The organism is Pseudoalteromonas sp. Of7M-16, assembly GCF_022347805.1.
Lineage (GTDB): Bacteria > Pseudomonadota > Gammaproteobacteria > Enterobacterales > Alteromonadaceae > Pseudoalteromonas > Pseudoalteromonas luteoviolacea_F.
Genome location: NZ_JAKRFY010000006.1, coordinates 194,055 through 207,283 on the forward strand (window position 1 = coordinate 194,055; position 13,229 = coordinate 207,283).

Here is a 13,229-nt window from a genome sequence, read left to right on the forward strand (position 1 = left end):
TCTCACACAACTGAATTAAAATGTTTAAAAATCAATTAGTAAAATATTTAGTAAAGAAGAAAGCTGGTTTTTAATTGATGTTTTATTGATACCTTGTCAGCTGCTTGTTTCAATTGGGATGCAAATTTCAAAACAGCTCCCCTTCCCCAACTCAGACGTCGCGGTTAACTCTCCATGATGATTTTTAATTAGCATCAATGCAATGGTAAGTCCTAAGCCAACGTTCTGCCCTACGGGCTTACTTGAATAAAAGGGATCAAAAATGTGACCCAATTTAGTAGGCTCTATACCTGCCCCTTGATCTTTAAAAGAGATAGACACAGTTTCCTCACGCAAGCACACTTTTACTGAAATATCGTGTGGTAGAGCGCCAGATTCGATAGCATTCGTATGTAAAATATCAAACACTTTTAAAAGCTGCTCTCTACAACATAGCAGTTCGATGTCGTTTTTAGAGTCATGATCTAAAACGACTGGTTTACTAAGGTTATTAATAAAACACGTGAATATTTCTGTTAAGTTATGCAACTGCGCTTGTTCACCTGATATCCCATTAAATACGGACAATGCAGCTACTATTTGCTCAATTCTATTTAAGTCAATTTCGTTGTCTTCAAGCAGTTCAGATATATCTATTAAATCACCGTTAAGTGACTCATTGTTAAGCACACTAATATGGCGACTGAGACCTTTAATATAGTCTTTTAGAACCGAAAAGTTACATTTCATTGCACCAAGCGGGTTGTTTATTTCATGTGCCATACCTGACGCCAAATACCCAACAGATGCCATTTTTTCCGATTGAAGAAGTGAGTTTTGCTGCTCTAATATTTTTTCATTTGCAGTCATAAGAGATTGATTTAATTGCGTTAGCTCGGCCGTCCTCGCTGCAACTTTGGCTTCAAGATTATCATTGAGTTCCTGCAATTCTGAAGCCAACTTAGACTGCTTTTTAATATCACAATATGCCCGCAATGCACTTGTCATGGTGATGTATAACTTCGATTTAGTGAGATCCACTTTGTTTTTATAATCATTTATATCGTACTTCAACATGACTTCATGTTCAGGGATCGTACTCGGTTGTCCTGTTCTTAAGATAATCCTCACATCGCAGTTTTTAAGTTCTTGCCTTATTTGATGAACACACTCCAGTCCCGCATTATCTGTTTCCATAATGACATCGAGTAACACAACACAAATATCTTGCTCATCAAGCATGTATTTAATGGCGTCTGATTTCGAATAGGCATGAAAAAATGACAATTCCCGATTCTCATAGGAAAACCTTGATAATGCCATTTTGGTCACATTGTGAACCTCAGGTTCATCATCAACAATTAAAATCTTCCAAGGAGGCAGCTTGGGTTTCTCCGTATTTTGTGAAGATTCACTAGCAAGAAAAGAAAAAGGTGAGTTAGACATGGCTACCAAGTTTGTCCAATGATAGCCTTAAGCATGGCAAAAAATGTTAAAATTACAACCTATTAAGTTCTGTTTTATAATGTTTCCTGCATACCGAAACATAGCGGTCATTGCCACCAATTTCAACTTGATCGCCGTCTGCAATGGCATTACCTTGCTCGTCTAACCTCAAAACATGGTTGGCTTTACGACCACAATGACAAACTGTTTTTAATTCAATCAATTTATCGGCCCATGCCAGTAAGTATTGCGCGCCCTCAAACAACTCACCTCTGAAGTCTGTTCTCAGTCCATAACATAAAACCGGAATACCCAGTGAATCGACCACATCCGTCAATTGAGAAACTTGCTCTTTTGACAAAAATTGACTTTCATCCACCAAAATACAATCTAGCTTGTGTTGGTTGTGTTCAACTTGAACCAGTTGAAACACATTGGTTGAAGGTTCAAATGTACTCGCATCAGCCTCAAGACCTATTCGTGACGCAACCTTGCCAACACCTGAGCGGTTATCGATAGCAGCGGTTAAAATAAACGGGGTCATACCTCGTTCTCGATAATTAAATGCAGACTGAAGCAAGGTGGTCGATTTACCAGCGTTCATCGCCGAATAATAAAAATAAAGTTGTGCCATAATAACGATAGGATATTTTAGAGTGCACGCTAGTCTACAGAAACTTATGCATACTGACCATATTCAATATCTGGGAATTTTATGTTCGACTGGGTTTTTAATGTAGTCTAAATAATATTCGTGCAAAGGCATCGCGCCTAACCCTCGCCACAAAGTCTGTGCTACCTCTGGGTTTTGCTGTAAAAATGCCTTTGATAAGGCCAGATACCCGTAGCTGATATCAATTGGCGGAAAAATAGGGTCGAGGGATTCACTATAAGGAAACCCTGCAACTTGCTCATCGTACACTTGGCATAAACCAAGAGAACCATCAACCAAGCCTTTCAATACAAGTTGGTAAGCATCATCTTGCGAATCAGTTTGAATGACACGGTATAAGTCTTGTTGAAGCACATGTAAAACAGAATACCCTCTCGGGATAGCCAAACTCAAAGGGTAATTGTTATTTGCGATATCTTGCCCTAAACCCTGCTGCCCAACTAAGCATGTCCCTAACATACTAATTGCTAGGCTTTCATCTACACTCCCCTGAGCATTTCTGGGAAAGTTCAAAAACTTATCTCTTTCTGAACGATACGAGGCAATAACAGCGTCAACCCTATTTTTTTGGATATCGTTTAAACACCTTTGCCAAGGCTTGCGAACAAATTTAAACCTTACCGTACGTACATTGCTCTGAAGCTTACGTAAAATTTCAATTGTTGCGCCAGGGCGTTCGTCAGGTACTTCGAAGCCACTGCCGAGAAAAAATGGGGGAATATTTTTGTCTTCATAGCACAAAGTCATATAAGTGGTGGCATAGGCCAAAGATGACCACGATGTTATCAGTAAAAATGCTAACAGACGCATATAGTTCACAACGAGATTAAAAGTGAGCATTGGAGTTAAATGCTTGGCTATAAATATACTATAGCTTACAGCTGAACGAATGTCGTTGGAAACGGGTTTTTACGGATAATTACCGGAAAAGAGATGTTAATCGTACTTTTAGCATCAAAAAGTACCTCATAAGCATATAAGGTACTTAAACCAAAATTCAGATTATTTTGTTTCTAGGTAACGTCGCTCAACCTCAGTCCAGTTGATCACGTTATAAAATGCAGCAATGTATTCAGGACGACGGTTTTGATATTTGAGATAATACGCATGCTCCCAAACATCCAATCCTAGAATTGGCATTTGGTTATTCATTAATGGGCTGTCTTGATTTAACGAGCTTGTTACTTTCAGCTCGCCTTCAGCATCAACCACTAGCCAAGCCCAGCCACTTCCGAAACGACTGACAGCTGCCGCTGTAAACTGTTCTTTAAAAGCGTCAAAGCTGCCAAAGGTATTTGTAATTGCTTTTGCAAGCTCACCGTCGTGAAGATTACCACCGTCAGACGACATGATAGTCCAAAACAAACTGTGATTGTGATGGCCACCTACGTGATCTCTAACCGCGCCTTTAAGGCTCTCTGGTAGTGACTCAATATTTGCAAGGAGATCTTCGACACCGCGATCCGCAAACTCAGTTCCCTCTAGCGCAGCATTAGCCTTACTAACATAAGTTTGGTGGTGAAGCGTATGGTGAATCTCCATTGTTCTAGTATCAATATGTGGCTCTAAAGCATCATAAGCGTACGGTAGTTGTGGCAATGTAAAAGCCATGGTCTTTCCTCATTTACTTTAATGGACGATATGTGGGCGGGTAAATCCCCCTTCCATCGCGGTGTTGACTTTCTCAATCAGCTCTGGAAGATGGGGGTGGCATGAAGCAAAATTTATCAACTCCTGCCTTGTTTTGTGTAAGTGGTGACAAGCAATCTCCACAATTTCAATGGATGCGTTTTCGACCAAATTAAGAATAACCAAATGAACTTCTATAAGCTGCTTGCAAGCACGCTCTGGATTAGACAAAGCAAGAAAACAATCAGCCAAATTATGTGCAGCAACCACTAATGCAGGGCAACAATGTTCAATTGCTGTTAGCTGCTCATCGCAAGGTTTGCTTTTGACAAACTGCTCTAATAAATGACCAGCTAAATTTAATGCACTTTGATACTTGTCGCGTGCTGAATCGAACTTACCATGCTGAAATGCGTGATTACCTGTTTTTATTGCATATTGCCATGGTGCTAGGGCGTACTCTAAAGGAGTATCCATTGAAGTTTCCGGTTGTTCTACTAGGGCCATTACGCTCCCCTTAGATTGCTTTACACCCGACAACTATAAACAAAACAAACACCTTAATGCAAATTGTTTTTATTTGCATTATTGTAATTATTACTCTAAATCCCAATTGATTTCCCAATTTTTTATGGGTCAGTGCTACAAAGAGATAAAAACTTAAGCGCTGCTTAAAGCATAAAAGGCAACGATAATGAGAATAAGAATCAATTGTTAAACCACTGATTTTAAAGGATTTTTATTGACAATCTTTTTCCTAAAGATAGAATACCTTCTAAAGTCAGAGTTTGAGGAACCTCTTATGAAAGGTAAACAAAAAATCATTGATGCATTTAATGCGCTGCTGGCAAACGAGCTTGCTGCAATTGATCAGTATTTCATCCACTCTCGCATGTATGAAGACATGGGTCTAACAAAGCTATACGAGCGTCTGAACCATGAAATGGAAGAAGAAACAACTCATGCAGATTGGCTTATTAAACGCATTTTATTCCTAGAGGGCGTGCCGAACATGACCAAGCGTCGTGATCTGCTGATCGGTCAAGATGTGAAATCAATGATGGAAAATGACCTGACATTGGAGCTTGAAGTTGTTGCATGCGTGAAGGATGCAATCAAAGCTTGTGAAGAAGAGCAGGACTACCAATCTCGCGCAGTATTAGAAAAGTTATTGTTCGATACAGAAGAAGATCACGTTTATTGGCTAGAACAACAAATTGGCCTTATCGAAAAGATTGGTATTCAAAACTATCTACAATCGCAACTGGCATAGGATTAGAAGCATATGAAAGGTAATAGAGAAGTTATCGTAGCCTTGAATAAGGTACTTGCTAACGAGTTAGTTGGGATAAACCAGTACTTTTTGCATGCGCGCATGTTCAAAGATTTTGGTTTTATGAAACTAGATAAAGCAGATTACAAAGTGTCTATCCAAAAAATGAAGAATGCTGACAGACTTATCGAGCGCATTTTATTTTTAGAAGGCCTGCCAAATCTGCAAGATTTAGGCCGTTTAAACATAGGTGAAAACGTAGCTGAAATGATCGCCGCAAATATGACATTCGAACAAACATCCTTGCAAGATCTACAAGATGCCATTGCTTTATGTGAGCAAAAGCAAGACTACATTAGCCGTGAAGCGCTTGATAACATCCAAAATGAGCAAGAAGAACAAATTGACTGGCTAGAAACTCAGCAGCAGCTGTTAAAAACAATGGGTCAAGAAAACTACCTCCAATCACAGATGTAATCTCACCCATTAAAAAAGGGCGTTTTATAAACGCCCTTTTTTACAAAACTTGATTTGCTATGCAACTTGTTCAGTCACATCCACGATATCGATTAGCTTTTCATTCAATATTTTTTTGGTACAGTTACAACACTTACCACATTGAGTGCCTACACCCAACTCTTTACTTAGATCCCTCATAGATCTTGCACCGTCATCTATCGTCTGCGCTATTTTTTTGTCTGTTATTCCGTGGCAGATACAAATATACATGAATGAAAACCAATCTCAATTACATCAATTGGGAGTAGTTTAATCTAAACAAAAATAGTTATCAACAAACTTACACATAAAAATGCGAATAGTTACTAATAACATTGATAGATAAAGAATTTTATTTTTGGGTACTCACTCTCATCTACCTTGTAAATGACTTTACCTAGTTCGTTTTTCCACTCTGTTGCACAAAGTGCAACTCATGCCACCGCGTTAAACGTTCAAATAACTCAGCAGACTCGATGGGTTTTGCAATAAAATCGTCCATTCCAGCCTGAAGGCATTTTGCACGATCTTCACTAAATGCATTCGCAGTGATCGCCATTATATACGGTCGTCCATATTCTTCTGGATGACGTCTTATCGACCTAGTACATTCAAACCCATCCATATTGGGCATTTGACAATCCATTAGCACAATATCAAATCGTTGTGCCTTCAGCGCGTCTAAGGCCTGTAAACCATCATTCGCTTTACTTATTTCCCCACCTGTTTTGGCTAACATCTGCATTGCCACAATTTGATTTATTGGATTGTCCTCTACCAGAAGTAGTTTACAGTGTTGCAAATTTGGAATGCCAACACGCGCCTGAGGCACTGTAACTCGACCGCCAACCTTCGCAGGGATTTTAACCACGAACTCACTGCCAACATGCTCTTTAGACGTGAAGGTGAGCTCCCCCTCCATCAAAGATACCAACCTCTTACAAATGGTGAGGCCTAAACCCGTACCGCCGAATTTGCGTGTTGTTGATAGGTCGGCTTGAGTAAATTCATCAAATAAGTCCTTTTGCGCAAGCTCTGAAATACCCACTCCTGTATCTTTTACTACAAGTTTTAGTTGCTCGTTTTGATAATAAATATCAAATTGTATATAGCCTTGCTCAGTGAACTTTCCTGCATTACTCAACAAGTTATTTATAACTTGCCCTACCCTTAAATCATCTAACTCCAACACTTCAGGGACATCGTCTGCAAGGTTAAATGTGAAACTCACCCCAGGCTTTTGAATTGACTTTTCAAACGCCCTCGACAGTGAGGTCACAAATTTCTTCACATCCGTATCTTGAACTGAAAGCTGCAAGGCGCCAGCTTCAATTTTCGAGTAATCTAAAATATCATTTAAAATCAGTAATAGTTTATGAGCTGATTGATAGATAATATCAAGCTGCTCTTTGGTTTTAATGTCAGACTCTGACTGAATAAGCGCTTCAGACATACCGATGATACCGTTCAGCGGTGTTCGAATTTCATGGCTCATATTCGCTAAAAACTGACTTTTCGCAGAGCTTGCTCTATTAGCACTTTCAAGCGCACCGATCAACTCTTCCGTTTTTTGCCGAACCTCTAACTCTAAGGTTTTATTGAAATCTTGTAGTTTTCGATTGAGTTGTTCATTTTCGTCGTTAACGGTATTTAGCTTGGTGAAGCTCATCGATAACTTGAATGCCAATTGAGAAAACTGCTGTTGTAAAATGATCACTTCCAAACAGCTGCCTTCGGTGGTGTTGTTCACCTCTGACATTTTTTTACTCGGATCAAAAGAGTTAATACTATGACTCAGATCGACAATTGGTTTAGTAAAAACCCTTGTCATTCGGTTTACCAAGAAGCTACTAATTGCAATGATAAACAGCGCCAGTATAAATGACTGGATCCAAGCAGAAGCTACGGCCAAATTGACATGTTTGCGTTCAATTAAACTAATAACGCGCCACTGAAAAATATCTGACTGTACACTCTGTTTGTAATAAACATCTCGATTATTACTAATATAAATTTGATCGGTTGACTCTGTGAGCTCTTTTAACTGTAGCTCGGCAACATTATCCAAAATATTAAAGTCAGACTTGAGAGAGCTATAAACAATGTTGTCCTCATGATCCAAGATCAATAGATGCCCTTTTTGAGCCAATACTTTTGGAATAAATTGTTCAAAAGACTCAAAAAAGAGGGAACTCTCTACAATCCCTTTAAACTCACCATCATCGTATAGAGGTGCTGAAATAGCCACAACTGGGTCATTTCCAAACCCTCTTCCTTGAAAAATACCCGACACGAAGCCGTTAGGATAGTAAGGCGCTTGAATGAAGTATTCGCGATCAGCAACCGAGGGAACTTCACCAATTAGACTCACTTTGAGGGCTTTTGGGTAATAGTGCGTAACCAGCGCCCCTTGATCAGCCACTATTGCTGTGCGGAAATTTGGGTAAGTTTCTACAAGTCTCTTAATTACCTGCTGCTTTTGCACACCTGATTGAATATCTTGGGCTGCAACCATAATAGCCCTTCGATAGCTTTGTAAAAAATCATCAATTTGCTTGAGAGCGCTATTTGACGCATCTTGCAACTGTGCCGTTACCTCGTATTCAATGCGTTTGTAATGACTATTTGTTAAGACAATAGTTGTGATCAATACAACCAGAATAATCAACTGGCTAATCATGTAATTAAGTATTTGATAAAGTGATTTTGCTTGCCATACCCGCTTGAACAAAAACAGTGAAATCAAATCAACAATTGCTAAGTATACCGCCGCATTGATCATGTACTTAGCTAGCGCAGTAAAAATAACTAGCAAAGTTAAGCCAAGTACAAATTTACCAACGATAAACAGAATGGGGACGCCGAACAATACCCAAAACCCGAGCCCTCTTATGAATAAAGGTTTATTAGCTCGAATACAGAACAATTGCAGCCAGAGAATCTCAAACAAAAATACCAGCGAAGCCCAGCAATGTCCCCAGCGGTAAAGTAAAAACAGCGCGCCAACACCAACCGCAATAATCGCATATCGCCAACCTAAAGCAAGCAGACATAAAATAACAAACAGTTGCCCAAACAAGAACTCAGAACTGTCTAAGAACCAAATAGGGAGTAAGTTCGCTATCCCGCCAACCACGCCTAAAAAAAGTGCAATAATTACTTTGGGTAATTTAACGAATTGATTTAGCAATACCAGCTCCTCTTTATATTCTATTAAAAAATAAAGGAAAGCTGGTAATTTGCCAAGTTTAATGGTGGGGACAATCGTGACTTTCTATTTGAAGTACACACTTTTCGACTGAAAAAAGCTGTTTTAGTCGCGCTTCGACTTGAAAACGACAGGCATCATCATGCATTTCAATTGTGCAATGATGTTTTAGTACAATGTGTGCGCCAACAATTAAAATATTATCCGAATTTGACACGGTGACATTGTGAACGCTTTCGACATGCTCTGTCGCGATTATCGCCTGCTCAACGCCCTCCACATCTGGCAAAGAAAGCCCTTTATCCAGCAAGCCTGATAAACATGTTTTAATGACCTTAAAGCCAGTAAACAAAACAAAACTTGAAATCAGCATGCTTGACAGCACATCAATGATATTCCACCCCGTTAGGTGGATCAGAATACCTGCAATAAATGTTGAAATCGTTGATAAAAGATCGAAAAATGAGTGTAAGAATACCGCATATACGTTGATGCTATCTTTTCGACCTTTATACAGCACCCAGGCCGCAACCCCGTGAAATAAAAAGCCAACTCCAGCAATGCTCGACATCACAAATGTATTCACTTCATGAGTATGTCCCTGAGAGTGCAGCTCAATACGCTCAGTGGCTTCTAATAAAATAACAATAGCGATAGAAACGTATAAAACACCATTAATTAAGCCGCCTGTATATTCGGCCTTTTTATAACCTTCATTGAAGCTATTCGCTAATTTGACAGCAATCGTTGAAGCAATTAAAGCGATAAGCAAAGAGCTATTGTGAACAAATAAATGTCCTGCGTCGGCTAGTACAGCTAAAGAATTGGCAAAATATGCGCCAATAACCTGTATAACCATAAACGTGCACGTTAATGCAAGCGCAATGAGTAGGCGCTTCCGAGAAGCCTCATGAGTTGTAAGATCGGTCATTCGAAACTTGAGAAACCTTTGTAACTATAAATTAGAGGGTGCCTTGTGATAAAGGACGGTGATTGTAACCTTATTTCATTTCAGACGCATCAAAAATAACAATATTTAGCAAATAAATAGAATCTTTTGTTCGCACTTCAACAGCACTTAACTCGCAATTTGGTGCGACGTCTCTAATGCATGACTTTGTGAGTACAATCGCTGCTCGAAGTAACGTAACTGCTCATAGCTAAAAATAAACTGTGTGTAGCGCATAACTTCAAATGCAACCAGTTCAATTTCAAAGCAGTTGACAGGCTTACCAGGGTAGAATTGGCATCCACTATTAAATGTGACAATGTATTTGACCCCACTTTTTGCTCCAACACATTCGGCAAGCTTACTTGCTCGTATTTTCACTGCATTTAATGGGTTTAAAAAATACTGAGCACCGCCTTCGCGTGTAACATGCCACATTTCACTTTCGAGGTTTGCTTCAATCTCTCCAACATAAGGACATGAGACAAAAACGAATAACCCAAAAGGGGACAATGCCACCCCATCAATATCAAGTTCTTCAAGCAATGGGCTCATACTACGATGCACAATGATATACTTTTTGTTATCTAATTTGCTGGTTAATGCATGATATGTCGGCTTAAAACTTCTTTTTTTGTTATCGTTTATTGTACTGCTGCTGCGACTCATATGCTTGATAAGCTCTATGAAAAGATAGCCACACAGTACAATACTCAACCAAAAACCAAACCGAGAAAAGTGGCCTGCGTTTTTATCTAGGGCAATATCGGTATTGAGCTGATAGGAGGTATCATCTCGCTTGGACGCAACACTAGGAGGTGTAGTTGTTTCTTGAGATATCTCTTTGCTTGCACGCGTTAGCTCAGTACGCCTATTGCGTTCCTTGGCTTCTTTCTGTTTATCAAGCCGGCTTTCGAATGCTTGCCTCTGTTTTGCAACCATTTCTGCACACTTTACTGCACTTTGAAAGTTTTGCTCTCCATGATGACAAATTGCTGGTTTTTGGAAAAAAGCTTGCCACTGAGCATAAATTTCAGGGTCACTGTAGTGCGCATGGCCAAAAACACTTTGCCGTTCACGCGCTTCAACAGGGGGCTTTCTAGCCACTGTTGGAGATTCACAATAGTGCTCTATTCTTTCAATCAAGCGGGTTATACGAGCTTGGTCCGATTGCTTCATCTCAGTATTTTGTTGCAAAAAGACCAATTCTGCAGCGTATCTATCACATTGATAAACATCGAGCTGCACTGATTCAGCCGAGCTTGTGCCCACATAAAGGAGTAAAAACAAAATCCATCTGTTCATTGTACATTACCTATAACCTTATTAACCTGTTGGCTAGGTACACCACTGTGTTACCGTCGATTGGCCAACATATTTAATGCCCACTCTTCTAATAGCCCATCACTACTTAGTGTTACTAGCTTTTCTTTGCTTGGCGCATACATATCAACTATGGTTGCGCCTGAATTCACAGTATTGATTTGCCATGTACCTAGCTCATTACCACTTTTGGTATCCCATATAGTCAACTGAGATTTAGATGAAGACGTGGCCAACAATCTACTTTGCTCAATAAACAGCGCTTTTCTAAACACTTTGAAACGCGCCATATACTTAAGCTCACTTTTATCAGCACCATCTATGAGTGATGCGATAACCTGATTATCAAGTGCATCAGAGACAAAAAACTCTGAAAAGTCGTTTCTAACCGCCAAACTTGTCACTCTATGATTAAACTCTTTTGTGAATACAGGCTCTGGCGAACCAAATCGCCACAACGCCAGTTTTCCATCTTGCGCTGCGGTTAGAAACAGCTCCCCCTTGTCATCCCACTCAACATGCATAACAGGTCTACTATGCGGAGCAAACTGGTTGTTCACTTGAGTATGCAAATGCGCCATATTCACTGTGCCGTCCGACATAGCAACAACAATCTTGTCCATCGCCGGAGATAAGGCCACAGAAGATATATATGCGTATCCACTGACTCCTGTAAAATTGACTTTAGTTACCAGTTTTTTGCTTGCTAAAGACCAAAACCTGAGTTGATTATCTCCGACAACTATTAACATATTGTTGTCTTTAGACAGTACAACCTCTCTAACCATATCTGGCATTTTATCTTGAGGCACAGTAAATTCTGGTGCCCGTGTATCACTATTCCATACAGAGAGAGAGTTCGAACTGTCTACAGTGACTAACTTACTGCCATCTTGTGAAAAATGCCCTATCAGAATGCCCTTGTCACCTAGCTGGTTAACCGTTCCGTTACTCAACGAGATATCGTCTTCACAGCCAGCTAAAATCAGCACGATAATAATTGGAAATAGTCTGTACAACATGATTCAAGATCTCTAAGTTAAAGGGCAATAAATAAGCGGTGCACATAGTATAGTCTTTTAACGTTTTGTACAGCGTATTATTACCTGTTGTTGATGCAGCCCCACCTGCCGCACCGTAAGTACGCAAAATAAGCAAAGTTTGCGCCACTAGCGGTTCATTTTTAATAAGGTGTTGATATCCCAAAGTTCAACAATTCCGTCGCTATTCAAAGTAGCCAACATATTTTGCTTATCTATATGCATATCCAAAATCAGCGCTGTTGTACTTGCCGCTTTAATTGCAAAAGCGCCAATTTCTTGCCCATTTTTGGTATGCCATAAAGTCCACCAATATTTACTCGAGCCGGTCGCGAGATATTGCCCGTCTGGACTTATTGCCGCAGCCCGAAACCACCTGAAGCGCTCTTTATATTTTAACTTTGTTATCTCAACCTGAGAGGCAAATGGGTTTATCAATACCTGATCATTTAACGCATCAGATACAAACAACAAATTGTGTTGTAAATTGTGCGCTAGGCTGGTCACCCTTTTTGACATTCGATACTGATAGGTAGATGCCAATGTATTGGCATCGTGCAAACTGACCAAACCATCATGACCTGCACTTATGATGAGCTGTCTGTGTGGGCCTAGTGCAAGAAAACTTATTCGTGCATCGTGATAATTAACTTGCTTAGTCAAACTATTTTCATAATCAAGTAGGTTCAGCGTTCCATCAGTCATGCCAACCAGTAGTTTTAGAGGTTTTGCGTAAAGCGCAATATGTGAAATCTTCGCAAACTCAGAATTGCCAGACATGTTAAATTTGCCTAACTCTGCGCCGCTCACTAAATTCCACACCACGATGAACTTTTCAAAACTGACCGCAAGTAGTGTACTGTCTTGAGAAATTGCAAGGCCCGTCACCTTGCTGCCGCCAATTTCAAATTGATGAAGAATACCGCTGCCATCAGCTTTAGTTACGGTTAACACTCCCTGAGATACGAATGTTGCCAGCTTAGCGTCGGAGGAAAATACGCCAAACTCAATGGGTGTTTTACTCAGCCGATAAAACACACTCTGTGGATTTTTAGTCACTTCCCCGCAACTAATTAAAGTCAACATGAACAAGCAACTCATCAATAGTTTAATCACGTATCTACACATTTGGTGCTCTCCTAATACTGCGCTCCTCTTTGCATTGACTTCGACAACTCACATTTTGTTTGTTTTTTATTCTACGCCTTTTC

At 39.9% G+C, this 13,229-nt stretch carries 13 protein-coding genes; 2 read left to right on the forward strand and 11 right to left on the reverse strand.

Translation table 11 applies throughout. The annotated features are described in order from the left end of the window. Positions 1–96 precede the first annotated feature (96 nt). The 5 genes from MHN81_RS08630 to MHN81_RS08650 all read right to left on the reverse strand — a co-directional run bounded on the left by MHN81_RS08630 (position 97) and on the right by MHN81_RS08650 (position 4,234). Entirely contained in the window at positions 97–1,425 is a 1,329-nt protein-coding gene (locus MHN81_RS08630; RefSeq protein ID WP_023397908.1) for an ATP-binding protein, read from the reverse strand. A gap of 52 nt (positions 1,426–1,477) precedes the next feature. Beyond that, positions 1,478–2,059: a thymidine kinase gene (locus MHN81_RS08635; RefSeq protein WP_023397909.1), complete on the reverse strand. Its 582-nt coding sequence runs from the start codon at positions 2,057–2,059 to the stop codon at positions 1,478–1,480. A gap of 63 nt (positions 2,060–2,122) precedes the next feature. Continuing rightward, positions 2,123–2,938 (reverse strand): PAAT family amino acid ABC transporter substrate-binding protein, encoded by an 816-nt coding sequence (locus MHN81_RS08640; protein ID WP_023397910.1) that lies wholly within the window; start codon positions 2,936–2,938, stop codon positions 2,123–2,125. A gap of 162 nt (positions 2,939–3,100) precedes the next feature. Beyond that, positions 3,101–3,709, reverse strand: coding sequence for a superoxide dismutase (locus tag MHN81_RS08645; RefSeq protein ID WP_239425535.1), 609 nt, complete (start codon positions 3,707–3,709; stop codon positions 3,101–3,103). An 18-nt stretch (positions 3,710–3,727) separates the two neighbouring features. Next, positions 3,728–4,234: a hypothetical protein gene (locus tag MHN81_RS08650; RefSeq protein ID WP_023397912.1), complete on the reverse strand. Its 507-nt coding sequence runs from the start codon at positions 4,232–4,234 to the stop codon at positions 3,728–3,730. A 295-nt stretch (positions 4,235–4,529) separates the two neighbouring features. Here MHN81_RS08650 and bfr (MHN81_RS08655) point away from each other — a divergent pair, with 295 nt between their 5' ends. Beyond that, entirely contained in the window at positions 4,530–5,000 is a 471-nt protein-coding gene (gene bfr, locus MHN81_RS08655; RefSeq protein WP_036975144.1) for a bacterioferritin, read from the forward strand. Between the two features lie 12 nt (positions 5,001–5,012). Further along, the gene (gene bfr / locus MHN81_RS08660; protein ID WP_023397914.1) at positions 5,013–5,477 is read left to right on the forward strand and encodes a bacterioferritin; all 465 of its coding nucleotides are present in this window, start codon (positions 5,013–5,015) and stop codon (positions 5,475–5,477) included. Positions 5,478–5,534: 57 nt separating this feature from the next. Here bfr (MHN81_RS08660) and MHN81_RS08665 read toward each other — a convergent pair whose 3' ends face one another. The 6 genes from MHN81_RS08665 to MHN81_RS08690 all read right to left on the reverse strand — a co-directional run bounded on the left by MHN81_RS08665 (position 5,535) and on the right by MHN81_RS08690 (position 13,146). Next, entirely contained in the window at positions 5,535–5,729 is a 195-nt protein-coding gene (locus tag MHN81_RS08665; protein ID WP_023397915.1) for a (2Fe-2S)-binding protein, read from the reverse strand. Between the two features lie 166 nt (positions 5,730–5,895). Continuing rightward, positions 5,896–8,688, reverse strand: coding sequence for a response regulator (locus tag MHN81_RS08670; RefSeq protein ID WP_239425536.1), 2,793 nt, complete (start codon positions 8,686–8,688; stop codon positions 5,896–5,898). 58 nt (positions 8,689–8,746) lie between these two features. After that, complete coding sequence (locus MHN81_RS08675) at positions 8,747–9,637, reverse strand: cation diffusion facilitator family transporter (RefSeq protein ID WP_023397917.1); 891 nt, start codon at positions 9,635–9,637, stop codon at positions 8,747–8,749. A 147-nt stretch (positions 9,638–9,784) separates the two neighbouring features. After that, a complete protein-coding gene (locus tag MHN81_RS08680) occupies positions 9,785–10,960 on the reverse strand; it encodes a hypothetical protein (RefSeq protein ID WP_239425537.1) in 1,176 nt (391 codons plus the stop codon). Positions 10,961–11,010: 50 nt separating this feature from the next. Further along, a complete protein-coding gene (locus tag MHN81_RS08685) occupies positions 11,011–12,000 on the reverse strand; it encodes a WD-40 repeat protein (RefSeq protein ID WP_023397919.1) in 990 nt (329 codons plus the stop codon). 147 nt (positions 12,001–12,147) lie between these two features. Beyond that, positions 12,148–13,146, reverse strand: a complete 999-nt coding sequence (locus MHN81_RS08690; protein ID WP_239425538.1) for a WD40 repeat domain-containing protein — start codon at positions 13,144–13,146, stop codon at positions 12,148–12,150. Between the last annotated feature and the right edge of the window lie 83 nt (positions 13,147–13,229).

Bases quoted from the DNA above. Each gene is read 5' to 3' on its own strand.
- MHN81_RS08630 (WP_023397908.1), bottom strand. From the start codon at position 1,425: ATGTCTAACTCACCTTTTTCTTTTCTTGCTAGTGAATCTTCACAAAAT.
- MHN81_RS08635 (WP_023397909.1), bottom strand. From the start codon at position 2,059: ATGGCACAACTTTATTTTTATTATTCGGCGATGAACGCTGGTAAATCG.
- MHN81_RS08640 (WP_023397910.1), bottom strand. From the start codon at position 2,938: ATGCTCACTTTTAATCTCGTTGTGAACTATATGCGTCTGTTAGCATTT.
- MHN81_RS08645 (WP_239425535.1), bottom strand. From the start codon at position 3,709: ATGGCTTTTACATTGCCACAACTACCGTACGCTTATGATGCTTTAGAG.
- MHN81_RS08650 (WP_023397912.1), bottom strand. From the start codon at position 4,234: ATGGCCCTAGTAGAACAACCGGAAACTTCAATGGATACTCCTTTAGAG.
- bfr (WP_036975144.1), top strand. From the start codon at position 4,530: ATGAAAGGTAAACAAAAAATCATTGATGCATTTAATGCGCTGCTGGCA.
- bfr (WP_023397914.1), top strand. From the start codon at position 5,013: ATGAAAGGTAATAGAGAAGTTATCGTAGCCTTGAATAAGGTACTTGCT.
- MHN81_RS08665 (WP_023397915.1), bottom strand. From the start codon at position 5,729: ATGTATATTTGTATCTGCCACGGAATAACAGACAAAAAAATAGCGCAG.
- MHN81_RS08675 (WP_023397917.1), bottom strand. From the start codon at position 9,637: ATGACCGATCTTACAACTCATGAGGCTTCTCGGAAGCGCCTACTCATT.
- MHN81_RS08680 (WP_239425537.1), bottom strand. From the start codon at position 10,960: ATGAACAGATGGATTTTGTTTTTACTCCTTTATGTGGGCACAAGCTCG.
- MHN81_RS08685 (WP_023397919.1), bottom strand. From the start codon at position 12,000: ATGTTGTACAGACTATTTCCAATTATTATCGTGCTGATTTTAGCTGGC.
- MHN81_RS08690 (WP_239425538.1), bottom strand. From the start codon at position 13,146: ATGTGTAGATACGTGATTAAACTATTGATGAGTTGCTTGTTCATGTTG.